Origin of the sequence: Micromonospora sp. NPDC049171 (assembly GCF_040648275.1) — a bacterium.
Lineage (GTDB): Bacteria > Actinomycetota > Actinomycetes > Mycobacteriales > Micromonosporaceae > Micromonospora.
In genome coordinates this window covers 15886-42302 of sequence record NZ_JBEZDJ010000046.1, presented here as the reverse complement: position 1 = coordinate 42302, position 26417 = coordinate 15886, and the positions used below count along the sequence as shown (strand labels likewise).

19 protein-coding genes are annotated in these 26417 nt (G+C 71.5%); 4 read left to right on the top strand and 15 right to left on the bottom strand.

Annotation, left to right across the window (positions count from 1 at the left end):
• Positions 1–387: 387 nt before the first annotated feature.
• Positions 388–1278, bottom strand: a complete 891-nt coding sequence (locus AB0B14_RS35440) for a hypothetical protein (protein WP_357526463.1) — start codon at positions 1276–1278, stop codon at positions 388–390.
• Between the two features lie 88 nt (positions 1279–1366).
• Entirely contained in the window at positions 1367–2236 is an 870-nt protein-coding gene (locus tag AB0B14_RS35435) for a hypothetical protein (protein ID WP_357526462.1), read from the bottom strand.
• Positions 2237–2309: 73 nt separating this feature from the next.
• Between AB0B14_RS35435 and AB0B14_RS35430 the strand changes: the two genes are divergently transcribed.
• Positions 2310–3275 carry a hypothetical protein gene (locus tag AB0B14_RS35430; RefSeq protein ID WP_357526460.1) on the top strand — a complete coding sequence of 322 codons (966 nt, stop codon included), beginning with the start codon at positions 2310–2312 and terminating at the stop codon, positions 3273–3275.
• A 56-nt stretch (positions 3276–3331) separates the two neighbouring features.
• Here the strand turns inward: AB0B14_RS35430 and murD are convergent, their stop codons facing one another.
• Positions 3332–4678, bottom strand: coding sequence for a UDP-N-acetylmuramoyl-L-alanine--D-glutamate ligase (gene murD, locus AB0B14_RS35425; protein WP_357526457.1), 1347 nt, complete (start codon positions 4676–4678; stop codon positions 3332–3334).
• A gap of 82 nt (positions 4679–4760) precedes the next feature.
• On the opposite strand from murD, the gene AB0B14_RS35420 reads away from it, so the two are divergent.
• On the top strand, positions 4761–6110 hold the full coding sequence (locus tag AB0B14_RS35420; protein WP_357526456.1) for a hypothetical protein: 1350 nt from the start codon (positions 4761–4763) through the stop codon (positions 6108–6110).
• Between the two features lie 175 nt (positions 6111–6285).
• On the opposite strand, the gene AB0B14_RS35415 is transcribed toward AB0B14_RS35420, so the two are convergent.
• The 3 genes from AB0B14_RS35415 to AB0B14_RS35405 form a co-directional block, all read right to left on the bottom strand.
• Positions 6286–8130 (bottom strand): PucR family transcriptional regulator ligand-binding domain-containing protein, encoded by a 1845-nt coding sequence (locus tag AB0B14_RS35415; RefSeq protein ID WP_357526454.1) that lies wholly within the window; start codon positions 8128–8130, stop codon positions 6286–6288.
• Positions 8131–8206: 76 nt separating this feature from the next.
• Positions 8207–9658, bottom strand: a complete 1452-nt coding sequence (argG, locus tag AB0B14_RS35410; protein WP_357078055.1) for an argininosuccinate synthase — start codon at positions 9656–9658, stop codon at positions 8207–8209.
• Positions 9659–9705: 47 nt separating this feature from the next.
• Positions 9706–10527 (bottom strand): RNA methyltransferase, encoded by an 822-nt coding sequence (locus tag AB0B14_RS35405; RefSeq protein ID WP_357526452.1) that lies wholly within the window; start codon positions 10525–10527, stop codon positions 9706–9708.
• A gap of 117 nt (positions 10528–10644) precedes the next feature.
• Between AB0B14_RS35405 and AB0B14_RS35400 the strand changes: the two genes are divergently transcribed.
• Positions 10645–12492 (top strand): thiamine pyrophosphate-requiring protein, encoded by a 1848-nt coding sequence (locus AB0B14_RS35400; RefSeq protein WP_357078049.1) that lies wholly within the window; start codon positions 10645–10647, stop codon positions 12490–12492.
• Positions 12493–12592: 100 nt separating this feature from the next.
• Here the strand turns inward: AB0B14_RS35400 and AB0B14_RS35395 are convergent, their stop codons facing one another.
• The 9 genes from AB0B14_RS35395 to AB0B14_RS35355 form a co-directional block, all read right to left on the bottom strand.
• A complete protein-coding gene (locus AB0B14_RS35395) occupies positions 12593–14857 on the bottom strand; it encodes a transglycosylase domain-containing protein (RefSeq protein WP_357078156.1) in 2265 nt (754 codons plus the stop codon).
• A gap of 26 nt (positions 14858–14883) precedes the next feature.
• Positions 14884–15273, bottom strand: coding sequence for a hypothetical protein (locus AB0B14_RS35390; protein WP_357078046.1), 390 nt, complete (start codon positions 15271–15273; stop codon positions 14884–14886).
• Positions 15270–17996, bottom strand: a complete 2727-nt coding sequence (locus AB0B14_RS35385) for a hypothetical protein (protein WP_357078043.1) — start codon at positions 17994–17996, stop codon at positions 15270–15272. The genes AB0B14_RS35390 and AB0B14_RS35385 overlap by 4 nt, the downstream gene beginning before the upstream one ends.
• A gap of 56 nt (positions 17997–18052) precedes the next feature.
• Positions 18053–19555 carry a class I SAM-dependent methyltransferase gene (locus tag AB0B14_RS35380; RefSeq protein ID WP_357526450.1) on the bottom strand — a complete coding sequence of 501 codons (1503 nt, stop codon included), beginning with the start codon at positions 19553–19555 and terminating at the stop codon, positions 18053–18055.
• A 13-nt stretch (positions 19556–19568) separates the two neighbouring features.
• Positions 19569–20567 (bottom strand): L-histidine N(alpha)-methyltransferase, encoded by a 999-nt coding sequence (locus AB0B14_RS35375; RefSeq protein ID WP_357078037.1) that lies wholly within the window; start codon positions 20565–20567, stop codon positions 19569–19571.
• Positions 20568–20789: 222 nt separating this feature from the next.
• The gene (locus AB0B14_RS35370; protein ID WP_357078035.1) at positions 20790–21785 is read right to left on the bottom strand and encodes a hypothetical protein; all 996 of its coding nucleotides are present in this window, start codon (positions 21783–21785) and stop codon (positions 20790–20792) included.
• Positions 21786–22403: 618 nt separating this feature from the next.
• Positions 22404–23207 (bottom strand): hypothetical protein, encoded by an 804-nt coding sequence (locus tag AB0B14_RS35365; protein WP_357526448.1) that lies wholly within the window; start codon positions 23205–23207, stop codon positions 22404–22406.
• Between the two features lie 151 nt (positions 23208–23358).
• A complete protein-coding gene (locus AB0B14_RS35360) occupies positions 23359–24465 on the bottom strand; it encodes an SPFH domain-containing protein (protein WP_357078029.1) in 1107 nt (368 codons plus the stop codon).
• 5 nt (positions 24466–24470) lie between these two features.
• Positions 24471–24944, bottom strand: a complete 474-nt coding sequence (locus AB0B14_RS35355; RefSeq protein WP_357078026.1) for an NfeD family protein — start codon at positions 24942–24944, stop codon at positions 24471–24473.
• A gap of 128 nt (positions 24945–25072) precedes the next feature.
• Between AB0B14_RS35355 and AB0B14_RS35350 the strand changes: the two genes are divergently transcribed.
• A complete protein-coding gene (locus tag AB0B14_RS35350; RefSeq protein ID WP_357526446.1) occupies positions 25073–26386 on the top strand; it encodes a serine hydrolase domain-containing protein in 1314 nt (437 codons plus the stop codon).
• Positions 26387–26417 lie beyond the last annotated feature (31 nt).

Sequence of the window (26417 nt, the reverse complement as noted above, 5' to 3'; positions counted from 1 at the left end):
GTGGTGGGTAACAGAACGCCCGTAAAACCCCCAAAGTCGGCACCACAACTCCATGATCGCCAAGCCGGGCCCAACCCGCTCCCCGATCGGGCACTCCCGGGTTGACCCGCCGGCTACAGCCCTAACGCAACGGTGTTGTCGTGGATTTAGTCCCTAACTCGCGCCGCGAGGCCACTACACCCTGACTCAAGCACGATCAAGGCATGCGCGGTCGCCCCCGCGCCCGCCGCACCGACACCCGCCACTCGACCACCCACGAACGATGCGCGGGGCGGCGCGGCGTTGGGCGGCGCGGGGCGGCGCGGTGGGCATTATCGGACAGGCAGCTCGCGCGCCCACCGCCGGCCGATCCGGACAGACGGCCCCGTGCCGCGTCCGGTGGGTCGCTCAACTGGCAGCCGGTAGCGCCGCGCGACGCCCGGCCCCGCCGCTGGCGACCGTCGCGTGCAGCGCCGCCGCCAGCACCGCGAAGGTCACCCAACCGGCCGCCAGCGCGGCGGCCGTCGAGGTGTCCTGCCAGCGGTGGTACGCCGCCAGGAAGCCGACGAGTGCCAGGCTGTTGCGGGCGAAATGCCGGGTGAACGCCACCAGGTCGCGGCGGCTTTCGATGGCCACCAGCACCCCGGCGTACGGGAAGGTCACCACCATCGCGCGCAGCAGCTCGCCGAGCAGCCCGGTGAGCGTCGCACCCAGCAGGATCACCAGCAGCTTGACCGACGCCGGCAGCCGGGTTCGCGGTCCCACCTCCCCCACCGGCGGCCCAGCCCTCGCCGGCCGCACTGCCGGCAGTGCCGGCCCGATCGACGACGGTGACGGCAACGACGGCGGCACAGTCGACGACGCCACGGTCGGCAGCGGCGGCACGATCGACGACGGCGGCCCAGCCGACGGCGGCGGCACGGTCGGTGCGGGGTGTTGTCGGCGCAGCAGCAGCATCGTCACCGTCCAGAGCGCCACGGTGCCGGCCAGCGCGGGCCAGAAGGGCACCGGTACGGCGAGTAGACCCGCGCTGAGCGCCACGTACCCGATGATCCCGGCGGCGTCGGCGATCAGAATCGGCCAGCGCAACCGGTGGTGCGTGACCGCCACGATGACGAAGAACAGGTTGAGGCCGAGCACCCCGAGCAGTTGCGCGCCCTGCACCCGGTGCCCGGTGCTGACCAGGGCCAGCGTCATCGGCAGCGGGAGACTGTAGACCAGCGCGCGCATCCGCACCGACCGGATCAGGCTGACCGCCCAGACCACCGCGGTCACCAGCAGTACGGCTTGCACGGTCATCGGTGGCCCGCCCTCCCGTCGCGGTCAGTCGACGTCGTCGTCAGTCGAGGAAGGTCTCAGTCGAGCAAGGTCTCAGTCGAGCAGGGTCTCAGTCGAGGAAGGTCGCCGCCTCGACGCAGACCTCGAAGACGTCGCTCAGCCGGGCCAGGTCGCCGGCGTTCACCGAGAACTGGTTCTCGGTGATCTCGCCGTGCGCGCTCATCCGGCCCTCCCAGCACGCCGTGCCGTCCCACAGGGTCAGGTTGACGTGCCGGGAAGCATCGACCACGCCCCACGGCAGCAGACCCACCCGCACCCCTGCCTGGTGTTGGGCCCGCACCAACGCGGTCAGCTCGTCGGTCAGGCCGGCGTGCAGGAACACCCGGGTGATCCGTACGCCCCGGGCCAACGCCTCGGTGTTCGCCGCCCAGTAGTGCCGGCCGATCTCGCCACGCCACCAGCTCAGTTCGCCGCTGGCCCTCGGCATCACGTTCGTCACCGCGTCCAGTCGCCGTACGCACTCGCGGGTGCCGCCGAGCAGGTCCTGGCAGTCGCCGCCGGGTCGGATGATCCGCCCGACGCGCAGCTGGTCGGTGTCGGCCCGAAACCGCTCGAAGCGACGCCGGGCCTCGTCGGCGACCCGGGTGTGGGGATGCCGCTCGACCGCCTCCCGGGTGCCGGTGACCACCTCCGGCACCGCGTGCACCAGCCAGTGCGGCCCCTCCAGCAGGGTGCGTAGGTGGAAGCGGCGCTCGGCGCGGGCCAGCGAGTCGACAAGCAGCGAGATGGTGGTGCCCATCAGCCCGGCGAGCAGCGACTCCACCCCGGTCGCCGCGTTGGTCAGGTCCAACGTCACGGAGAGCGAGATCGAGATCGAGATGCCGACGAGCGCGACCGGGTCGGTGTGCGCCAGCAGCCGGACGAAGCCACCCGCCGAGGCGATCCGGCCGGCGCGGGGTCGGCGGAGCAGATCGGACATCGACGTACCTCCCGGGCGCCGGCTGACCCCAGCGTACGACGGGACGACAACAGTGCCCCGGTACGATCCTGCGGTGCCCGAGCTGCCCGTACCGCTGCCCGTGGGTGCGCCGGACGACCCGGCGGCCGGCGTCGCCCGGTGGGTGGGCGCGGACCCGATCCGTGGCCTGGTCGCCCGTTTCGGCGGCACCTGGCCCGACGGTGACCTGGCCGAGGTCCTGCGGTTTCTCGACGAGTTCTCGGCGACACACTGGGACTTCCGGGGCGGCCGGGAACGGCCCGAGGCCCGGGAGCCGGACCTCGACCCCGACACCGCCGAGCTGGTGCTCGCCGCGGCGGCCGCGCTCGGCCTGGTCCGGCCGGTGTTGCCGACCCGATCGACGTACGCCCACCTGGTCGTCCTCGGTGGCCTCGGGCACGCCTGCGTGCGCCGGGTCGCCTACGCCGCGCACCTGCTGCGCGCCGGCCTGCGGGTGACCGGCGAGGTCGCCGTGCTGGGTAGTTTCCGGCCGCTGTCGGACTGGGAGCGCCGCACGCTGGCCGACGCTGGCCTGCCCGGCGACGACACCGAGGTGGACGTGCTGGACTCGGCGGTCCGGCGGGTGTTCGGGGTGACCGCCCCGGCGGAGCGGGCCGGCGTCGACGCCGGTCACCCGCACCACTCCTGGTCGTCGCGGACCTACCGGCCGGCGAGCCTGCCACCGGTACGGGTGCTGGCCGCGCCGTCGGGCGAACCGGATCGGCGGCGCGCCCACACCGCCGACACGCAGCGGTTCTGGGCCGAGCACGCACGGGTCGCCCCGGGTGACGAGATCCTGATGGTCACCGCGCCGATCTACGTGCCGTTCCAGCACTGCGACGCGCTGCGTACCCTGGCCCTGCCGTACGGGTGTGGCATCGACACGGTCGGCGTGGACCCGGCGCTGGCCGACCTGGCGGTGTTACCCGAGCAGACGCTCACCCCGGGGCGCTACCTCCAGGAGATCCGCTCGGCGATCCGCTCGATGCGCGCCCTGCACTCCCGGCTGCCCGCACGCTGACCGCTCCCGCCCAGCCGGCGACGGCCGCCCAGCCAACGGCACCCGCCCAGCCGGGCTCAGCCGGCGGTGTCGGCGACGGCCTGGGCGAAGACCTCGGAGCGGTGCTCGAAGTTGCGGAACCGGCCGTAGCTCGGCGCGGCCGGGGACAGCAGCACCACCCCGCCGGCCGGGGTCACCTCGCGGGACAGCCGGACCGCGTCCACCAGGTCGTCGACCAGTTCGGTACGCACCTTGGGCAGGCCGGCGAGCACCTCGACGATGCGCGGCCCACTGTCCGGGATCCCGATCACGGTCAGCTCCCGCTCGGCCAGGTGCTCGGCCAGCGGCGTGTAGTCCAGACCCCGGTCGTTGCCCCCGACGATCACGGTCAACGGCCGCCCGTCGTACGCGTCGATGGCGTGCATGGCCGCGTACGGGCTGGTGGCCAGGGTGTCGTCGACGAAGGTCAACCCGGACGGGTCGGTGATCTCGGTGAGCCGGTGGGCCAGCCCCTGGAACTCGGCGACCGCGACGGCGAGGTGGTCCTTGCCGGCCACCACGTCGATGCCGAGCGCGTCGAGCACGGCGAGTGCGACGCACAGGTTGCCCTCGTTGTGCCGGCCGACCAGTGGCAGCACGGCGCGCGGGAAGAGCGGCTGGTCGCCCAGGTGGAACCAGGGCGTACCGTCGATGCCGGCCGCGACGTGGCTGCTGTCGGGCTGGCCGGCGCGCACCGCCGGCAGCTCCCCCAGCTCGGCGGCGAGCCGGGGATCGCCGCCGTTGACCACGGTCGTCTGCGGCGCGTGGGCCAGCAGGTTGAGCTTGTCCCGGTAGTACTCCCGCTCCCCGCCGTGCGCGTCCAGGTGCTCGGGGAAGAGCGCGGTGACCACCGCCACCCGGGGCGAGTCGGTGAGGTCGCTGCACTGGTAGCTGGACAACTCCAGCACGTACAGCTCCGCATCCGGCAGGTCGAGGGTCGGCACCCCGATGTTGCCGCCGAAGACGTTCGGCCGGCCCATCGCGGTGAGCAGGTGGCTGATCAGGCTGGAGGTGGTGCTCTTGCCCTTGCTGCCGGTGACCCCGACGGTGCGCGCGGCGTGGTCGGCCATCCACAGCGCGGTGCCCTGGGTGACCAGGACGCCGCGTCGGCGCAGTTCGACAAGCCACGGGTGGGTCTGCGGCACGCCGGGCGAGCGGACCACCACGTCGGCGGCGGCCAGCCGCTCGAAGCCCGCCTCGCCGGTGACCAGTGGCGCCGCCTCGGCCAGCGGGCCGTCCCAGGGCAGCGACAGGAAGTTGGCGCTGTCGTCGACGGCGACCAGCTCGGCGGGGCCGTGCGCGGCGATCGCCGTCACAGCGGCCCGGCCCTCCCGGCCGGTGCCCCAGACGGCGACGGTACGTCCGCGCAGGTCAGACAGGCGCACTGGGCTCTCCTCGGAGGTCGCGGCGGCGGCAGGGCGGGCCCGGTCCGGACACGGCCGGACGAACCAGGGCCTAGTATGGCGTGTGCCCAACGAGCAGCTCCGGCGGATGGACGCCTTCACCTTCCCGTCCTACTCGATCGACTTCGCCACCGGCGAGGTGTTGTTCGACTACGCCCTGACCGGCCCGGCCGGTGAGCAGCGGTTCACCGAGGTGATCACCCTCCCACTGCCGGCGGAGCCGCCCTCGGACGAGACGGTGGCGACCCTCGGCCGGGTGCTGGAGGTGCTGCACCTGGTCGCCGGGGTCAGTTACTACAAGGCCGCCGCGCCGCCCCGGCTCGTGCTGCCGGCGCCGCTGGGCGTGGCCACCGTCGACTACGTCACGGCCGTCTACACCAGGGGCCTCGCCGAGTACGCGTACCGCAACCAGCTGCCGCACGTGTTGGCGCTGCGTCCGGAGGTGCCGGCCGGCTCGCCGGAGCCACCCCGGGTGTACGACGACTCGGAGCGTCGCCCGCTCTCGGCGGTCGGCGGCGGTAAGGACTCGATCGTCAGCCTGGAGGCGCTGCGCCGCGCCGAGCTGGACCCGGTGCCGTTCTCGGTCAACCCGAACCACGTGATCGTCTCCGTGAACGAGGCGTCCGGGCTGGTCCCGTTGGCCGCCCGCCGGCGGCTCGACCCGGTGCTGTTCGACCTGAACGCGGCCGGCGCGCTGAACGGGCACATCCCGGTCACCGCGATCAACTCGCTGATCGCGGTGGCCACCGCGGTCCTGCACGGGCTCGGCCCGGTGGTGATGTCCAACGAGCGCTCGGCGTCCGACCCGAACCTGGTCTGGAACGGTCACGAGATCAACCACCAGTGGTCCAAGGGCGTCGAGGCGGAGGGGCTGCTGCGCGCGTCGCTGGCCGAGCACGCCGGCCTGACCGACCCGTACTTCTCGCTGCTGCGCTCGCTGTCCGAGCTGCACATCGCCCGGCTGTTCGCCGAGTTCACCCGCTACGACGACGTGGTGACCAGCTGCAACGCCGCGTTCAAGCTGCGCGACGCGAGTGAGCGCTGGTGCCGCGACTGCCCGAAGTGCCGGTTCGTGTTCCTGGCCATGGCACCCTTCATGCCGCGCGAGCGGGTGGTGGGCATCTTCGGCGGCGACCTGCTCGCCGACGAGTCGCAGATCCCCGGCTACCGCGAGCTGCTGGGCGTGGACGGGCACAAGCCGTTCGAGTGCGTGGGCGAGGTCGAGGAGTCGGTGGTGGCCCTCGGCCTGCTCGCCGAACAGGCCCAGTGGCACGCCGCCCCGGTGATCCAAGCCCTGGTCGACGCCGTCCCGGAGACCGCCTGGTCCGCCGTGGCGAACTCGGACGTCTTCACCCCAGGTGGCCCCAACCACATCCCCCCCACCTACGCCAAAGCCCTAAACGCCCTCACCTAACCCACCCCACCCCCACCCCCCTCCCACCCCGGGCCCGCCCGTCGGCCCCCGCCCCGCCCAGGCCGTCGATCATGACGTTATTGCCACCCCGCCCGGCGTGTCGGGACAATAACTCCATGATCAACTGGGAGGGGCCCCGGGGGGTGGGGGGGTGGGGGGTGGGGGGTGGGGTGGGTTAGGGGGTTCGGACTGCTTGTAGGGCTAGTAGGGCTACGTGTAGGGAGAGGCTGGCCTCTACCGAGTCGAGGTCCACGTCGAGGATGCGGGCGATGCGGGCCAGGCGTTCGTAGAAGGCCGGTCGGGACAGGTGGGCGGCGGCGGCACCGGCGGACTTGTTGCGGCCCTGCTCCAGGTACGTGCGCAGGGTGTCGAGCAGCCGTTCCCGGGGGTGGCGGGCGTCGTACTCGAGCAGGGCGCCGAGTTCGCGCTCGACGAAGGTCTGCAACCGGGGCTCGTCGCGCAGCAGGTGCAGCAGGCCGGCCAGGCCGACGTGGGGCAGCCGGAATACCGCCAGGTCACGCCGGTCCCGGGTGGCCGCCTCGGCGATCTGCCGCGCCTCGACAAGTGACCGGCGGGCCTCCCGCAACGTGCCCACCCCCGATCCAGCGGCCACGATCACGGCACCAGGGCCAACACCCCGGGCCCTCTCGACACCCACCCGCACGGCCTCCACCCCGAACGGCGGGCGGGACGGATCGGCGTCGGGAGCCGCGCGGGAGGACTCCGCGCCGGACGCGGAGCGGGACGCATCGGAGCCGGGGGTGGCCCGAGCCGGTTCGACACCGAGCCCCGGTCGGCCGGTGCCGGCGTCGAGGCGTACCCGACGAAGAGCGCTGGCGAACGCGGACAGCGCGCGGTCCTCGGCGGCCGGGTCGGTCAGGGCCAGCAGCGCACCCACCGAGTTGTCGTCGACGGCGCTGGTCAGCGCGGTCAGCTTCGCCTCGCGCAGCGCCTGGCCGACGGCCTCGGACAGGTCCCGCAGCCGGGCCTGAGCGGCCTCCGGGCCAGTCTCCCCGACCGGGTCCTCAGCCCGGTGTCGGACCATGACGCCGACCAGGTGCCGTCGGTCGAGCACCACGCCGAGCGCCTTGGCCCGCAGCGCGACCTCGTCCACCGGTCGGGAGTGGTCGAGGAGTGCGGTGAGCAGGGTGCGGTGGATCTGCCGTTCCAGCCCTTCGGCGTCGCGGCGGATCAGTCGGCCCAGCGCGAGGGTGGACGCGGCCCGCTCGATCAGGATCGTCAACCGGGTGGGCGGGCCGGCGGTCGGCCCGCTGGGCTGGGCGCTGGGCACGTCGCCGCTGGCCGGCCAGCGCAGCAACAGTCGCCCCCAGTCCTGCCCCCGCGCGCCCACGGCGGTGACCAGCCACCCGTTGTCCGGGTCGTACGCGGTGCGCCCGGTCGGCCGGACCCGCCGGGAGTGCTGCTCCCAGCCGTCGAGCAGCAGCTCGGCGCTCTCGCCCGCCGGGTCGTACCCGAGCACCTGGCGGGACAGGTTCTCCAACACCACCGGGCAGCCGGACAGCTCGGCGGCCTGCCGGATCACCTCGGCGGCGTCGCCGCCCTCGACGGACAGGTCGTTGAAGCGTTGGTGGATCTCCTCGGTGGCGCGCAGCTCGGTGAGCTGCGCGTCGACGATCAGCGCGTGCACCGCCTCGGTGATCCGCACGAACGGGGTGGCGCGGCGCAGCTCCACCAGGGGCAGGCCGCGCCGCTCGGCGGCGGCGACCATCACCCGGGGTACGCCGCTGACGTAGCGGCGGCCCAACTCGACGACGAGCCCGGAGACACCGACGTCGGCCAGGTCCCCGATGAACGCGCGCAGCCCGGCGTCGTCGCCGGGTAGACCGATGCCGGTGGTGAGCACCAACTCGCCGCCACCGAGCAGGGTGGCGATGTCCGGCACCTCGGCGACGTGCACCCAGCGGACCGGCTGGTCCAGCCCGGCGTCCCCGGCGACCACGCGCGGTGCGCCGTGGCGGACCGGGCCCAGGGCGAGGACCTCACGCACGGTAGGGAACACGGCCGACACGCTACCCTCCGTGACGCCGGATCTCGACATTCGCCGGGCGACGTCACGGAGGGGCCATGGGGGTCGCTCAGTCGACGCCGAACTCCATCGCGGCCCGGTCGAGCGCCTCGTCGTCGCCGGAGGAGACACCCCGGGAGGCGATCGCCTCCGCGCCGCCCTGCGGCATCGCGCCGATCAGGCCGGTGGAGGCCGCCTGCGCGGCACCGACCATCCGCTGCGGGCTCGCCCCGCCGACCATGCCGAGGTTGGCGTACTGCTCCAGCTTCGCCCGCGAGTCGGCGATGTCCAGGTTGCGCATGGTGAGCTGGCCGATCCGGTCCGACGGGCCGAACGCCGAGTCCTCGGTACGCTCCATCGACAGCTTGTCGGGGTGGTAGCTGAAGGCCGGGCCGGTGGTGTCGAGGATCGAGTAGTCCTCGCCCCGGCGCAGCCGCAGCGTCACCTCGCCGGTGACCGCCGTGCCGACCCACCGCTGCAACGACTCGCGCAGCATCAGTGCCTGCGGGTCCAGCCAGCGGCCCTCGTACATCAGCCGGCCCAGTCGGCGGCCCTCGTTGTGGTAGTTGGCCAGGGTGTCCTCGTTGTGGATGGCGTTGACCAACCGCTCGTACGCGTAGTGCAGCAGCGCCATTCCGGGCGCCTCGTAGATGCCGCGGCTCTTGGCCTCGATGATCCGGTTCTCGATCTGGTCGGACATGCCGAGGCCGTGCCGGCCGCCGATCGCGTTGGCCTCCAGCACCAGGTCAACGGGGCTGCCGAACTCCTTGCCGTTGATCGTCACCGGGCGACCCTGGTCGAAGCCGATCGTGACGTCCTCGGTCGGGATCTCCACCGCCGGGTCCCAGAACCGGACGCCCATGATCGGGCTGACCGTCTCGATGCCGGTGTCGAGGTGTTCCAGGGTCTTCGCCTCGTGCGTGGCGCCCCAGATGTTGGCGTCGGTGGAGTACGCCTTCTCGGTGCTGTCCCGGTAGGGCAGCCCGCGTTCGAGCAGCCACTCCGACATCTCCTTGCGCCCACCCAGTTCGGTGACGAAGTCGGTGTCGAGCCACGGCTTGTAGATGCGCAGCATCGGGTTGGCCAGCAGGCCGTACCGGTAGAACCGCTCGATGTCGTTGCCCTTGAAGGTGGAGCCGTCGCCCCAGATCTGGACATCGTCGGAGATCATCGCCCGCACCAGCAGGGTCCCGGTCACGGCCCGGCCGAGCGGCGTGGTGTTGAAGTACGCCCGTCCGCCCGAGCGGATGTGGAACGCCCCGCAGGTCAACGCCGCCAGGCCCTCCTCGACGAGGGCGGCACGGCAGTCGACGACTCGGGCGAGCTCGGCGCCGTAGCTGAGGGCGCGGCCGGGCACCGAGCCGATGTCGGGCTCGTCGTACTGGCCGATGTCGGCGGTGTAGGCGCAGGGGACGGCGCCTTTGTCGCGCATCCACGCGACCGCGACCGAGGTGTCGAGGCCGCCGGAGAAGGCGATGCCGACACGTTCGCCGGAGGGCAGGGAGGTGAGAACCTTGGACACGGGGAAAATTATGCAACAGACCGCATGGGCATGCAAGCTGAAGCGATCTACTCTCCGTCGAACCCCGGATCGTCGCGGCTCAACTCCCAGAAGGCGACAGCCGCGGCGGCGGCGACGTTCAACGAATCCACTCCGCGGCGCATCGGGAGCCGCACCCGTACGTCACTGGCGCTCTGCGCGGCTCCGGTCAACCCGGGGCCCTCGGCACCGAACAGCAACGCCGCCCGCGCCCGCTGGTCCGGGGAGAGCCGCTGCATCGGCAACGCGTCCGCCGCCGGGGTCAACGCCAGCACCGTGAAGCCGGCCTCCCGCACCTCCTCCAGACCCGCCGGCCAGCGGCTGAACTTCGCGTACGGCACCGCGAAGACCTCACCCATGCTGACCCGGACGCTGCGCCGGTAGAGCGGGTCGGCGCAGGTCGGCGACAACAACACTCCGTCGATGCCGAGCGCGGCGGCGCCCCGGAAGATCGCACCGAGATTGGTGTGGTTGTTGATGTCCTCCAGGATCACCACCCGGCGCGCGGCGGCGAGCACCTCGGCCGCCGTCGGCAGCGGCCGGCGGTGGAACGACGCCAGCACCCCCCGGTGTACGTGGAAACCGGTGGCCCGTTGCAGCACGTCCTGCGTCGCGGCGTACACCGGCGCGTCCCCGGTGTCCAGGTCGGCGAGCTGGTCGATGCGCTTGGCGTCGACCAGGTACGACCGGGCCGGGTAGCCGGCCCGCAGCGCCCGGCGCAGCACCAGCTCACCCTCGGCGATGAACAGGCCGTGCGGCGGCTCCCAGCGGGTGCGCAGCTCGACGTCGGTGAGCGCGCGGTAGTCGGCGATGCGGTCGTCGTCAGGGTCGGTGATCTCGTGGACGGGCACCCGACGATTCTGCCGGACGGCGCACCTCGCCCACCGATGCCCACCCGTGGGGTGTTTTGTCCGAAGGAGAAGGGGAACGACGGTGGACTACCGGACCCGACGGGAAGGACCACCCAGGTGAGCGCAGACCACACCGGAGCGGGCGAGGCCGGCGCTCTCCCCCGGCACCCCACCGTCGCGGACCACATCGTGTCGCGACTGCTGAGCTGGGGCGTGCACCGCTACTTCGGCTACCCCGGAGACGGCATCAACGGCCTCACGTCCGCGCTGCAACGCACCAACGGGCGCACCCAGTTCATCCAGGTACGCCACGAGGAGACCGCGGGCTTCGCCGCGTCGGCGCACGTCAAGTACGGCGGCGGGCCGCTGGGCTGCGCGCTGGTGACCAGCGGACCGGGCGCGATCCACCTGCTCAACGGCCTGTACGACGCCAAGCTCGACCACCAGCCGGTGATCGCCCTGGTCGGGCACACCGCGACCACCGCCGAGGGCGGCGGCTACTACCAGGAGGTCGACCTGCTCGCCCTCTACAAGGACGTGGCGGCGGCGTTCCTCGCCCAGCTCGACCACCCGGCGCAGGTACGCCACCTGGTCGACCGCGCGTGTCGCACCGCGTTGGCCCGGCGTACCGTCACCGCCCTGATCCTGCCCCTGGACATCCAGGACGAGCCGGCCATCCCGGACCCACCCCACGCGCACGGCTACTACCAGACCAGCAACGTGCCGAGCAGCACCCCCACCGTGCCGCCGGCGGCCGACCTGCGGCGGGCCGCCGAGGTGCTCAGCGGTGGCAAGCGGGTGGCCATGCTGGTCGGGCAGGGTGCGCTGGGCGCGCAGGAGGAGGTCCGCGAGATCGCCCATCGACTCGGCGCCGGGGTGGCCACCGCCCTGCTCGGCTTCACAGTCGTCGACCACCGCGAACCATGGGTCACCGGGGCGATCGGGCTGCTCGGCACCCGGCCCAGCTGGCAGTTGATGACCGGCTGCGACAGGCTGCTGATCGTGGGCAGCAACATGCCGTACTCGGAGTTCTATCCCCCACCCGGGCAGGCCCGCGCGGTGCAGATCGACCTGGACGGCACGCAGCTCGGGCTGCGGTACCCGACCGAGGTGAACCTCACCGGGGACGCCCGCCCCACGTTGCGGGCGTTGCTGAACGAGCTGGGCCCCGGCCCCGGGCCGACCGCCTGGCGGGCGGAGATCGCCGAGGCCACCTCGGCGTGGCGTCGTGTGCAACGCGACCTGGCCGAGCAGACCGCCGACCCGGTCAACCCACAACTGCTCTTCCACACCCTCAACGAGCGCCTGCCCGACGACGTGCTGCTCGCCGTCGACTGCGGCACCACCACCGCCTGGTACGCCCGCCACCTCCAGGTCCGCCCCGGGATGCTCGCCAGCCTGTCCGGCACCCTGCTGTCCATGGGCGGTGCCATGCCGTACGCGCTGAGCGCCAAGTTCGCCCACCCGGACCGACCGCTCGTCGCGCTGATCGGCGACGGCGCCATGCAGATGAACGGCGTCAACGAGCTGATCACCGTGGCGAAGTACTGGCGCGGTTGGGCCGACCCCCGGTTCGTGGTGCTGGTGTTGAACAACCGGGATCTGGCGTTCGTAAGCTGGGAGCAACGTTCCAGCGAGGGGACGCCGATGTTCCCGGACAGCCAGCAGTTGCCGGACATCGCCTACCACCAGTGGGCGGAGGTGCTCGGGCTGCACGGTGAGCTGGTCGACTCGCCCGAGCAGGTGCCCGGCGTCTGGGAGCGGGCGTTCGCCGCCGACCGACCGGTGGTCATCAACGCCCTGGTCGACCCGGCCGAGCTGATGCTGCCGCCGCACTTCACCGTCGAACAGGCCCGCAACACCGCGGCGGCGGTGCTGCGCGGCGACACCGACTGGGCCGGCATCATCCGCCGCGGCCTCCCGTCGACCCTGGCGAGCTACCGTCCCCGCCGCCGCAAGGGCTGACCCCGCCCCGGCCGTCGATCATGGAGTTGTGGTGGTGGATGGAAGCCGCGAGCAGCCGCATAACGGGCACCACAAGTCCATGATCGACGGCGCCGGGCGGTTAGCCTCGCCGGTTCAGCCAGCGGTCCAGCGGCGAGAGGCGGTTGTCGTTCTGGTTTTGCGGGCTCTGCGGGACCGTCGGGCGCTCTACCGGGCGCCGGGGGTCGCCGGCCAACTCGTGGCTGGGTGCGGCGAACGCCTTCTCCGGCTGGCCCTTGACGGCGGTGGCGATCACCCGGGCAACCGCGTCGATCACCTTGCTCTGCACCGCCGAACCCACCGCGTCGGCCGGATCGTCCGGGTTGGCGGCGATGCCGGCCACCGCGACCTGCGGGGTGAAGCCGACGAACGTCTCGGTGGAGTTCTGCTCCGAGCTACCCGTCTTACCGGCCACCGGCCGGCCGTCGAGGATGTCGTTCACACCGGTGGCGGTGCCGCCGTTGCACTGCCCGAACGCCGACTGCTGGCCCACCGGGCAGCGCGCGGCGTCGGTCGCGGCACGGGCGACGTCCGGGTCGAGGACCCGCTTGCAGGACGGCTGCCCGACCGGCACCTTCTCGCCGTTCGCGGCGGTCACCGAGCGCACCGGCACCGGCGTGCAGTAGGTGCCCTCGGCGGCCACCGTGGCGTACGCGTTGGCCAGGTCGAGCGGGGTGGTGGCGGCCACGCCGAGGGTGAACGAACCCCAGTTCGCGGAGTTGTTCTTCGCGAAGGCGGCGTCCGAGTCGGCGCGGAAGGTGATGCCGAGCCGCTGCGCCATCTCGACCACCTTGTCCTGCCCGACCTGCTCGGCCAACCAGACGAAGTAGGTGTTCACCGAGCGGCCGAAGCCGTCCCACATCATCCGGTACCCGTCCATCCAGTCCGGGTTGGCGTTCGCCGGGCACCAGTGGCCGTCGCAGCTGCCCGGCCCCTCGGCGGCGTAGCGGGTGGGAAGCTTGGCGGGCGCGTCGAAGCCGGTGGAGAGGGTACGGCCCGACTCCAGCGCGGCGAGCATGGTGAACAGCTTGAAGGTGGAACCGGCCTGGTACCCGTCGACGCTGGCCCCGCCGGAGATCAACGGGTTCACGGTGTTCGGATAGTTCGGCTGCCCGGCCGGATTGTCGGCCAGGCTGTAGTGCCGGTTGACCGCCATCGCCAACACCTGCCCGGTGCCCGGCTGCACCGCCGCGATCGGCAGGGCGTGCTTGCTGCCGTACCCATAGACCTTGGTGGCCTGCTGCTGTGCGGTGGCCTGGATCTTCGGGTCCAGCGAGGTGACCACGGTGTAGCCACCCGAGCGCAGGGCCTGCTCGCGCTCCGCGACGGTGGCCCCGAACGCCGGCTGGGCGACCCACCAGCGCCGCAGGTAGTCGCAGAAGTAACCCCAGTCGTCGTGCCCCTGGGACACGGCGGTGCAGCCGTTGGGCTGGGCGGTGGGGTGCAGGGCCAGCGGTTCCGTCTTGGCCTGGGCGGCCTGCGCGGCGGTGATCGCGCCGGTGGCGACCATCGAGTCCAGCACGTACGACCGGCGGGCCAGCGCGTCGTTCTTGTTCCCGTCGATCGGGCTGTACGCGTCCGGGGACTGCACCAGGCCGGCGAGCAGGGCCGACTCGGCGAGGGTCAACTGCGCCGGAGGCTTGCCGAAGTAACGCTGGCTGGCCGCCGCGACCCCGTACGCGCCGGAACCGAAGTAGGCGATGTTCAGGTACCGGTCGAGGATCTCGTCCTTGCCGAGGTTCTTGTCCAGGGCACTCGCGTACCGGATCTCCTGGATCTTGCGCCCGACGGTGGGGTCGGTGGCGGCGGCGCGTTCCTCGGCGGTGCGGGTGGGGTCGGTCTTGAGGACGTTACGGACGTACTGCATGGTCAGCGTCGAGCCGCCCTGCTCGGTGCCGCCGCCCTTGACGTTGGCGACCACGGCTCGGGCGAGGCCGCGCAGGTCCGCCCCACCGTGGTCGTAGAAGCGCCGGTCCTCGGCCGCCACGATCGCCTGCCGCATCACCGGGGCGATCTCCGACAACGGCACGTCGGTACGGTTCACGTCGTAGAACGTGGTGATCAGCGTCTTGCCGTCGTTGGCGTAGAGGTAGGAGCGCTGCGGAGTGGCCGGGGTCTTCAGCGAGGCCGGCAACGCGGCGTACGACCCGAGCGCGGAGCGGGCGGTGAGCCCGAGCAGCAGGTTGCCCGGCAGCGCGGCGACTGCCAGGGCAAGCCCGGCCAACACGCCGGCGAGCAGCACGGTGAACAGCCGCGACAGCGGCGAGCGGGAGGCGGCCATGCTCCCCAGGATTGCCACGAAGTGGGGAAATCGGCCAGCCTGGGCGGCAATTGTCAGGCAATTCACCGACAACCGGGGCGGCGGCCCGGCCGTCAACCACTCAGTACGCCGCTCCAGCGGATGAAACCGGGCAACAGGAGCACGGCGCACACCAGCGCCAGAACCGTCATCACCAACGGCAGCCGGGCGCGCCGCAACGCCCGGCGCAGGTACTCCTGCCGGATCTCCTGCTTCTCGGGCTCGCTGAAGTCACGGTCGATGTAGAGGTCGGCGTCCCGTTCGGCCGCCTGGAACAGGTGCGCCGCCCAGGTCAGGAAACCGGCGGCGACCACCCAGAGCGCCGAATCCAGCGCGATCTTGCCGGTGGAGACATCCGTGCCCGCCGGGCCGGTGGAGACGGACGTGAGCATGTTGATCCCGGCTCCGGCGAAGAGCCCGGCCAGGAAGTTCAGCGTCGACGGCGCGGGCACCGCGATGCTCACGAGCCTGCCTCCGATCCCGCGTCCGGCCACGGCAGGTCCGGCCAGGCGACGCCGCAGACCCGGCGCCCGAGCGCGTCGATCCGCTCCAGCAGCTCTCGATCGGCATGCTCGTCCAGGAGGCTGGTCAGCTCCGTGAGCTGGGCTCGGTAGTCCAGCTGTTCATTGATCACCTTTTCCACCGCCGGCGTCCGCATCGGCCCGTCGCGCTTGGCGATCCGTTCGCGGATCGTCCCCTCGATCTGCTCGCACCCCCGCTGCCAGGCACGCAGATTGCGCCGGGACAGGGACGCCCCGTTGGCGGACGACGTGACGGTCTGCGGCGCCACGGCCACCTCCGACGGCTCGGACGGCTCGGGCCGACCCTGGTTGATGACGTGACCGAACAGTTTCAGGCTCTCCAACTGCACGATCCGCCACACGATGTCGGCGAGTTGGGCTGCCACGAACGGAATGCGCAGCCGCTCCTCGGGCGCGGTGGACAGCAGCGTCGGGTTCTTCTCGGTGGCGATCCGCTGGAACAGCGCCCGGAGGTGTTCCTGGGTGCCGTTGGCGGCCCCGGTGCAGAGCAGCGTCGCCTCCAGCGCCTGCGCCATGTCGATCTCCCGCCCCGGGGTGGTCCACTCCCTCTCGCGCCCCATCAGCCAGGCGTGCGCGGTCTCCACCTCCGGCCGCGTCGGCGACACTCCGGCGCGCACCAGCGCACTGAGGCACATGGCGGTGGTGGCCTCGTCGCGGTTCCACGTGCCGGTGCCGCTACGCCACCAGTTGTCGAACGGCCCGCCCGCGGACACCTGCCGCAGGAGCCAGTTGCAGGCGTCCCGGACCACCGGGTGGTCCATGCGCAGGTTGGCCTGAGTGAGACCGAGGACCACCCGCGCGGTCACCCACGGCACCCGCGCCGGGTAGAAGTAGCCGTCCTCGTGCTGGGCCTCGCGGGCCACCCCGATGAGGAGGTCGATGCGTTTCTGGTCCTGGTGGACGGCGGGCGCGGAACCCTCGAAGCCGAGCAGGAGACCGAGCACCCAGTTGCGGTACATCTGGTCGGTGTCCAACTCCTCGGCGCGCAGGCCGGCCAGGTGCGGTGCCGCGCCGAGGAGGGCGTCCTCCGTGGCCATCGACTGCTGGATCTCCTCGAAATCCTCGTAGTCGGCGGTCACACCACCCACCGGCACGGGCAGCTTGCAGCCGGGCGCCTCGTAGCTCCACCGCGGCCGTACCACGCCGGCGATCTCCCACCAGGAGTCGACGTGGTTGAGCTGGTTCAGCGCGCTCGCGGCGAAGACGGCGGCACCGGAATTGTCCTTCCAGGACCTGTCGTCGCCGCTGCGCTTGCGCATCGTCCTGCCGAGCCGGATCAGCGTCTCCCAGGTGCTGAGCAGGTGCAGGGTGTCGGTCCGCGCCGCGTCCGGCGGGACCAACTGGTCGAGCCGGCTCAGCGTCGCCTTCATCAGGCGCTCCCCGCCGCGCTGCAGATGCAGCCACACGTTGCGCTCCGGGCTCTTCCACCGGCGGTCCGCGTCCCAGTGCCGACGGGCGTGGTTCATCACCAGTTGCGCCCGACGGCGGGAGCCGATCAGGTAGGCGCCGTCGATCTGGTAGATGAGGCCGTCGTCGCGCAACCGCACGAGCGCCTGCCGCAACGGACCCGCCTCCCGGGTGGCCATCTGCAGCTCCAACACGCCCAGGCAGGCCACCCGGTAGAGCACCTCGCGCTGGTCGTCGCTCGTCACCTGCCGGGTGTAATACGCCTCCAGGTCCGCCTCGGTGGGCACGGTGCCGTGCCGCCCGTAGAGGTGGATCGCCGTCAGGGCGATGTGCACGTCATCCTGTGCCAGTCGCCGGATCGTCTGCCAGTGCGCCTCGTCGATGCCACTGTCGACAAGCAGTTGGGTGACCAGCGGCCGGCCCTCGGCGAGAACCTGTCGCAGCTCACGAGTGGGTTCGCCACCGGCGAGGGTGGGGCCCGCCACCTTGTAGCTCGTCGCGAGCACCTGCACCTCGAGGCCGAAGTCCGAGCGCAGCCGGGTCACACAGTCGAACAACTCGTTGAGCACCAGCGGATTCGCGTGCAGGTTCTCCAGGACGACCAGGTAACGGCCGGAGCGACTCCGCTCCTGCTCCAGCAGGGCCAGCACGATCGACTCTGGACCGTCCGCCGGATCGGCGAGATTGAGCCACACGACACCGTCGTCGGCGCGCCGCTTGTCGGCGATGTTGGCCACCAACGCCGACTTCCCGCAGCCGTGCTCACCGATCACCAGCACGTCCCGGCCAGCCTCCAGCTGCCGTTCCACCTGGGTGGAGGCCTCGGTCAGCCGGTCCAGCCGGGCGTAGTACTCCATCGCCTCGGCCGAGGGCGGCTCGGCGTGCCCGACCCGCCGCGGCTGCCAGCGGAGACCGAACGGATCCTTCTGCAGGGCGTACGCGACAAGCACCAACGGCGTGACCGCGTGGGCCCCGTCCCCCTCGGTCGTGGTCCGGACGACGTGCTCGGAGAGCCGCACCTCGGCGGTGTGCCCCATCGCCTCCACCCGGACGACCAGCTCGTGCCCCACGCTGTCGCGGAACTCCGCCGTCGCGCTGACGACCCGCAGCGCGGCGGGCCGCTCGTCGAGCATGGCGGTCTGGGCGGTGAGATCCTTGTGGGCCGCGGTGAGCAACTCGTACGCGACCGGCTTGGGGCCGAGCGCCTTGACGGCCAACCAGGGTGAATAGTCGGGCACCGACCCCCCCTTCGGCGATCACCGTGGGTCCACCAAGTCACCACGACAGGTAAATGCTAACCGCCAGTCCTCCCGCTGTCGCAGGGCAGGTCCACGCGCAGTTGGAGGTACTGGGTCCGGACCAGCTCCCCGTGGACGGACTTCACGTCCGAATCGGACACGTGGAAGCCACCCCGGTCGAACGCCGCCCGCACCTCGTCGGCGTCACCGAGATCGTGGCTGGCCATCCGCGTCGCGTACCGGCGGGCGGCGTCGGCAAGCTCGTCCAGCTCCACCGAGAGCAGCCCACGCCAACCGGCGGCCCGCTCCCGGAACCGCAGCTCGAAATCGTCCACGAGATCCGACACCCGGTGGCGGTCGTCCTGCTCCTCGTCGTCCTTCGGCCACTCGTTGCCCGGATGCAGCCGGACGGTGGTGATCACCGAACCGCCCGGATTCAGCAGCGCGGACCAGCTGCCGATCACCGCGTCCGCCGAGGCGCGGTTGAACCGGGTCAGGAACGCGTCGGCCAACACCAGGTCGAACCGGCCGCCCTCGACGAGCTGCGCGACCGCGTCGGGACAGGTCACGTCGGCCTGGTGCACCTCGACCCGGGCGCCGATCTGCCTGGCGTACCAGTCGCAGGCCAGCAGTGGCGTCTGACACATGTCGAGCACGTGCACGTCCAGGTCGGCGGGAATGCCCCCGAGCGCCGACCGCACCGCCTCCAGGAGGAAGGCGAGGATGGTGTAGTCGGCCGTGCCGCTGATCAACACCCGGCGCGCGCCCCGGCGGACCGCCTCGGCCAGCTGCCCGGCGTAGAACTCCGCGTGCCACTGCGGGCTGCTGACCATGTCGAACAGGCGCAGGTACTGCCACGACTGGTGGTACCAGGAGCAACTGCTCCGGTCCAGGTGCGACGGCCCGCAGGACATCGGCGCCATCGCGTACAGCATGTTGGCCGACTGGAGCAGCCAGCGGGTCAGCTCCGGGCCGGGCCGGCGCGGCCGGCCCCGGTCGGGCAGGCACGACCGGCTCATCAGGTTGTCCCAGAGCAGGCGGGCCCGAGTCACCTCCTCGGAGTGGCCACTGACCACCCAGGACGCGAGGCCGTCCCCGCCCACCTCCTGCCGGACCACCACCTGACCGTCGATCAGCCACATGTCGGTCATCGGCACCAGGGGACGTTCGCCGGCGATGAACACGGGCACCATCACCGCGTCCAGATCGTGCGCACGGTCCTCCGCCAACTGTCTGTCGACCTCCCCCGAGCCCACGTCCTCGCCTGGCACGAGGTACATGCGGCGTACCGTCGCGCGCCGCGCCAGTTGGCGGAACAACGCCCGGGAGAACGGATCGGCGGGCCGACCGGCAGTGGTGTACGGGACGATCTGGCACAGCTCGTCGTGCACCCCGGCGACCAGCCCCTGCACCAACTCGTCCATCGCCGCGCCGGGTAGCCGCACGCAGTTGGGGTCGGTCCCCTCGTAGGAGGCCCGATAGAAGAGGCTGGCCCGACGCGCCCGGTCGATCAGGTCGGCGGGCGTGACCCTCTCAGGCGCCCCCTTTCGCTCGGTCATGTCCGCCACTCCCTCACCCTCGCGACGCCGTGATCACCAAATGGTGGCTTCCGGGCGCCAACTCGGCGTGCCGGATGCGCCAACCTGCGTCCCGGACGGCGGCAATGACGTCGGGATAGCTGAACCTGCGGGACTGGAAGCAGCGGATGCGGTGGCCCGCCGGCAGCCGTGTGCCATCCAGGACACCCGGTCGGCGCAACACCGCCTCGCCGGTCACCGTCGCGTCCCGCCAGCGCAGCACGAAATCCAGGTCGGCCTCGGACAGGCCGGCGGCGAGCAGCGGCTCCAGGGCCGCGCCACGGAACTCCGAGCACCGGTACGGCGCCAACACCGTGTCCGCCGGCTCGTCCGGCCGGCCCACCACCACACTCAGCACGAGCACGTCGCGCGGACGCAGTGAGGCCCGGATGTTGGCCAGGGCGGCGGTCGGGCATTCCAGGTTGCCGAGGGTGTGCCCGAGCAGGCAGGCGACCACCGGGTCGGGCCCGGGCCGCCACCGCTCGACCCCCTCGGAGGAGCCGGCCTCGATGTCCCACACGTGAGAGTCAACGCTCATCTGGCCACCCGCGAAGTGGGCCAACCGGTGACAGGCGATGGCGAGCAGGGTGGCGCTGAAGTCCAACGCGAGGTAACGCCGACAGGGGTGGCCAAGGCTGGTCAGCCGGTTGAGGAAGGCGCTGCTGCGTTTGCCGTTGCCCGGGCCGATCTCCGCGACGGCCAGCGCCCCGGCCGTCAGCGTCCGAGCGGCCAGCAGGGCTTCGGCTTCGTGGCGCGCGGAGGCCAGCATGCTCAGGTAGTCGTCGGTGCGGGCGTAGGCGTCGTGGGTGTGGGCGGCACTTCCGGCGTACGCGAACTTGAGGGGCAGCTGACCTGCGTGGATGGCCGCCAGCGCGGCGCGGCGATGTCGCTCACACTCGAAGTGCGGTGACCGGCACCGGGTCGCGTCACCCGTCGGACCTGATTGCGCTCGCAGGATGCCACCCGTGCCCGCCTCGCCGATCGTCTCTGCCACAACGTCCTCCGACGAAGTCAGAGTTACCGTCGGCCTGATAGTAGGGCAATGACGCAGGACAATGGCTCCGGTGCGCCCGGGTTGTTTCACGATCTGTAAGCACCGCATCCCTTTTGCCAGGACTAGCAGACCGAAAAGCCAAACGCCACCGGCCGTCAGCCCGCTTTATCCGAGCCGAACGGCTATCCCTGCGCCAGCAGAGTGCATATCACCGGGCTGAGCTCAGTTCGGCCGACCGCTGCGGTTGCGCAACTGCTGCACCGCGGCCCGAGCCGCCGTGGTGAACGTGGGAGGGGTGAACTCGTGCCGCTGCCAGTCGCCGTGCAGCCCGCCGATGTCGTCGACCCCCTCCTCCACCAGCAGCACCATGTACTTGCTGAACGCGAGGGCGGCACCCTTCTCTTCGATCAACCAGGCGCTGGTCGCGAACTTCTCTCCGGGCTCGGCGAATTGCCGGGACCGGGTCATTAACGAGACGAAGAACTCGCACTCCCGAATTCTGTTCAGAACCGCCATTCCCACGTACCCGTCCGCGGCCCGGCCGGTGATCACGGTGAAACCGTTGTCCTCCAACAACCCGCTGAGGCCCCGGACGAACCCGTCCTCCTCCTTGAACCGGTACGACAGGAAGACGGTGTTGCTCGCGACCTTCGGCCGCACCAGACCCGAGTCGGGCCGCACGTGTTCCAGGATCCGTGCCTGATCGACGTCGTCGACCAGCCGTTCCAACTCGTCGTCGCCGCTCGTGGTCGCCCGGTCGCGCACCTCGTCGAGGAGCCGATCCGCCTTGGACCTGCTGCTGGCGAGCAGCCGGAACGCCTGGCAGTTGGTCAGCACCACGTCGGCCTCCGCCGCCAGCATCTCCGGCGGCGTCCGCTTGTCGAGCGTGAACGCGTCCCGCAAACGGCTCCGGTCACCGTGGTAGAACGCCACCGCATGTTCCTCCACTCGCGCCAGGTCGACGTAGAGCACCACGGCGGCCCCCTCGCCCGACTGGGACAGCGCGAACCTGCCGGCCTGCGCCAGATCGGTGCTGAGCGGATCGACGACGATCACGTCGAATGTGCCCGCGCCCGCCTCCCGAACGGCGTCGGCGAGACTTCCGACCGCCATCACCCGCTCCACCAACGGGCTGGAGGTCAGTTCCTGGTAGAGCCGCCCCGCGGCGGCGTCATCACTATCGCAGAGCAGTATGGTCAATCGGGGAAGCGCAGCCACGATATTGCTCCATGAATGTCGACATCGGCGGGAATGGAGCACCAATGGTGGCACGGTCCATCGACGGGTCACCTCCACGTTGCGTCCCTCGACAATGACCAAACGGACCCGTCCCGCGCCGTTGGGATGGGGCGTCATGGGCTGTGTGCTTTCCGGGACCGCACCCCTGGGCCCGGGGTGGAGCCCCGCCCGGGGGAGTCGACGTCACGGCGAGTGGACCGGCGTTCGGCTGCCACCCCGGTGCGACCCGTGCCCGTCGACCCACGCCCTCACCAGCGGCGGAGCCCCCTCCAGCGTCTCCGCACGTCGATGGCGTCGACCGTCTTGAACCCACCGACCGCCGCGGCGGTGTCGACGAGTAGCGGTAACGACGTCGACAGAGACAGGCCGCGATTCGCGCCCGTCGGCACGGAGGTCAAGGATCCGACAGTTCGGAGAACCACCATTCCCGCGGGCGCAGTTCCATGGACTCGGTCATTCCGCCGGGTTGACGCCGCCAGCGGCTTTTCGCCGAGACCAGGTGGACACCGCCGCCGGTTTTCCGCAGGGGTCGAGTTGACGCCACCGCCGGCTTTTGCCATGGCCGGGTTGACGCCCGTCGGCTTTTCTCGCGACGACTCAGGCGGCGGAAACGGGACCTCCCGGGGCGGTGGGTGGCGGGGCCGGGGTGGAGAGACTGGCGCTGGCCGCGTCGCGGGCGGTTTCCCGGGGCATCAGGCGACCGGAACGGTAGCCGATGCCGATGCCGGCGATCAGCACGAAGATCGCGCCGAACGTCTGGAGCGAACCGATCAGGGCGCCCCCCAGGCCGAGAAGGGGCGCGGCGATGATCAGCATGATGCCGTCGCCGAGACTGAACATGCCCGAGCGGGCCACCGCCCACCCGGTCAGGAACCAGCCCACGCTGTAGAACGTCGCGCCGATCAGGACCAGCGACCGCGCGGTGGTCCCGAAGACCGGCGTCTGCTCGGCGAGCCCGGCGAAGGGCAGCAGCAGCACGGTGCCGGCGATGCTGACCAGCAGCCCGGCGGCGGCCACCCGGCGGCTGCGGGTCGCGGCCAGCAGCCCGGTGAGCGCCAGCAGCGCGAGCAGGCCGAGCCAGACCGCGGCCACCCAACCGATCAGGTACACCGCCCGGCCGTCGGCCGGATAGGGGTCGTTACCCACCCCGCCGTCACTGGCCATCGCCACCGCGCCATAGAGGATGGCGTACGCGGGCAGCAGCCACACGGCCGCCCGCGCGAACCGACGCACCGACCAGGCCCAGCTGGCGTTCGTGGCCGGGCCGGCCGGGGTCGGCTCACCGACGAACGGCAGTACGCCGAACCCGCCACCGGTGCTGCGGGACCCCAGCGGTGCGACCGGGTCGTGCGCGCCGGGCACCGGGGCCGAGGACCACATCCGATTCGCCGGATCCTTCATGCGTCACCTCGCTCGTCCGCGAGTGGTGCGGAACGCGCCGGGGCGCCCCGATTGCCTGGTCACCACCCGTCCTAGGACCGATCGTGGCAGGCGTCGGAGCGCCCCATGAGACTTTCTCGCATTTATCCGGCCGGGCGGCCGGCGTCCTGGATCAGCCGCGCTCGCGCTGGTCGGCCGGGTCCTCGGTCAGGCTGGCCGAGGACACCGGCTCCGGCGCGGGCAGCCCCTGCGGCTTGTTGCCACCGGCGGCCTGCGCCTCGGCGACGCGTACCTCGTCGTGGATCTGCTGGGCGGCGTCCGCCGCGGCCTGCGCCGCCTCCGCGGCCTCCCGCTCGACCTGGCTCGCGTGCTCGGCCGCCTCCGGCGCGGGCAGATCCCCCACCATCTGGCTCAACCCGCCGAGCGCGCCACCCATCCCCTCCAGGGCCTTGGTCAGCTCGGCCGGGATAATCCAGACCTTGTTGGCGCTGCCCTGCGCGATCTGCGGCAGGGCTTGCAGGTATTGGTAGGCGAGCACCTTCTGGCTCGGGTTCGCCTGGTGGATCGCGTCGAAGACCGTCCGGATCGCCTTCGCCTGACCCTCGGCCTGCAGGATCCGGGCCTGCCGGTCACCGTCGGCCCGCAGCACCGCGGACTGCTTGTCACCCTCGGCGGTGAGGATCACCGACTGCTTGTGACCCTCGGCGGTGAGGATCGCCGCGCGGCGGTCCCGCTCGGCGCGCATCTGCTTCTCCATCGAGTCACGGATGCTGGCCGGCGGCTCGATCGCCTTGATCTCGACCCGGGTCACCTTGATGCCCCATCGGCCGGTGGTCTCGTCCAGCACGCCGGAGAGGTGCCGGTTGATCTCGTCCCGGCTGGTCAGCGCACGCTCCAGGTCCAACGAGCCGATCACGTTACGCAGCGTGGTGACGGTCAGCTGTTCGATGGCCTGGAGGAAGCTGGAGATCTCGTAGGTCGCCCGGACCGAGTCGACCACCTTGAAGTAGAGCACCGTGTCGATCGAGACCACGAGGTTGTCCGAGGTGATCACCGGCTGCGGCGGGAAGCTGACCACCTGCTCCCGCATGTCGACCTTGGTGCGCACCGCGTCGATGAACGGCACCAGCAGGTTGAGGCCGGGGCTGAGGGTGCGCTTGTACTTGCCGAGCCGTTCCACCACATCCTGGCGTTGCTGCGGCACGATCCGCACCGCCTTGGCCAGCGTTATCACGGCGATCAACGCCACCGCGATCACCAGCACGCCGATTAAGGTCATCCCGTTCACCCTCTCGCTTCCGGCAGCTCACCGGCGGAAGAAATATCGTCCTGCCACACCAGGGCTGTCGCACCCCGGACTTTGATCACCCGAACCCGCTGACCTGGGTCGAACGTCTGCGTCGTGTCGTACGGGCGGGCACTCCACAACTCACCGTCGATCTTGACGAGGCCGTGGTCGGCGTCCACCCGCTCCAGCACCAACGCCGTGGAACCCTCGATCGCTTCCACACCGAACGGCTGCTCGCCGCTCTCCAGCGACGAACGCTGGTGCCGCCGCAGGGCCGGCCGGGCCACCAACAGACTCAGCGCCGACACCACCGCGAAGACCAGCGCCTGCACCGCTACCGGCGCGCCCAGGGCGGCGGCACCACCAGCGGCGAACGCACCGGCCGCGAACATGATCAGAAATAGCGTCGTCGTGAAGATCTCGGCGACGGCCAGCAGTACACCCAAAACGATCCACACCACGGCGTCCACACCACGATCGTGACACGCGAACGCACGCGCGGCCTCCCCAGGAAGATCAGTAGGCTCGGCGAATCCCTTTCCGGCCCTGATGCGGTGGCTCCGGCCCTGATTCGGCGGCCCGACCCGAGGAGATCCCGTTGACCCTGCTCCCCGAGACCGCCCGACAGATCGACGCCCAGGTCGCCCAGGCGCAGCTCGACGGCCATGCCCCGTCGCTGGTGCTGGGCGTGGTCCGCGACGGCGCGCTCGTCCACCTGGCCACCGCCGGTGAGCACCCCCGTCCGGACGTCGACCTGCAGTACCGGTTGGGCTCGATCAGCAAGACGATGACCGCAACCCTGATCATGCAACTGCGCGACGCCGGCCGGCTGGCCGTCGACAACCCGCTGGAGGAACACCTCCCCGGCACCGGCGTCGGCGCGCTGACCCTGCGCCAACTCCTCGCCCATGCCAGCGGCCTCCAGCGCGAGCCCGAGGGCGACTGGTGGGAACGGGCCGCGGGCGTCGACCTGGCCACCCTGCGCACCGGGGTCACCCCCGACAAGATCGCCTACCCGCCGCACGCCACCTACCACTACTCCAACCTGGCATACGGGCTGCTCGGCGGACTCCTCGAACGGCTCACCGGGACGCCCTGGGCCGACCTGCTCGACGAGCGGATCCTCACTCCGCTGGCCATGCGCCGCACCACGTACGCGGCCACCGAGCCGTTCGCCCGTGGCTACGTCGTCCACCCCTGGCACGACACCCTGCGCGAGGAACCGCGTACCGACACCGGAGCGATGGCACCCGCCGGGCAGCTCTGGTCGACGATCGAGGACCTGGGCCGGTGGGCCGCGTTCCTGGCCGACCCCGACCCGTCGGTGCTGGCCGCCGAGACGCTTACCGAGATGTGCTCCCCCGTGGTGATCAGTGACCTGGACGCCTGGACCCACGGGCACGGCCTCGGGGTGGAGCTCTTCCGGGAGGGCAACCGGGTGTACGTCGGCCACGGCGGCTCGATGCCCGGCTACGGCGCCTCGTTGGCCGTGCACCGCCCCACCCGTACCGCCGTGGTCGGCCTGGTCAACGCGTACACCCTGCGCACCGTGCACCTCGGCGCGCTCGGACGACGGCTGCTCACCCTGGTGTTGGACGCCGAACCCGCTCCGGTCACCCCGTGGCGGCCGGCCACCGCCCCGCCGCCCGCCGAGCTGGCCGAGCTGACCGGCCCCTGGTGGTGGATGGGCACCATGATCCACGTGTACGCGGACACCGCCGGCGACCTGCGCGCCGGACCGGTCGGCGCACCCACCCTCCGCTTCGTCGCCGAGGGCCCGGACCGCTGGCGAGGCCGGGCCGGCGTGCAGGACGGCGAGATCCTCACGGTGCGCCGCGACGAGCGGGGCCGGGCGGTCGCGCTGGACATCGCCACCTTCGTCTACACCCGCACCCCCGACCAGGAGCCCTGAGCCCGGCCCGCCAACCGCCCCACGCATGATC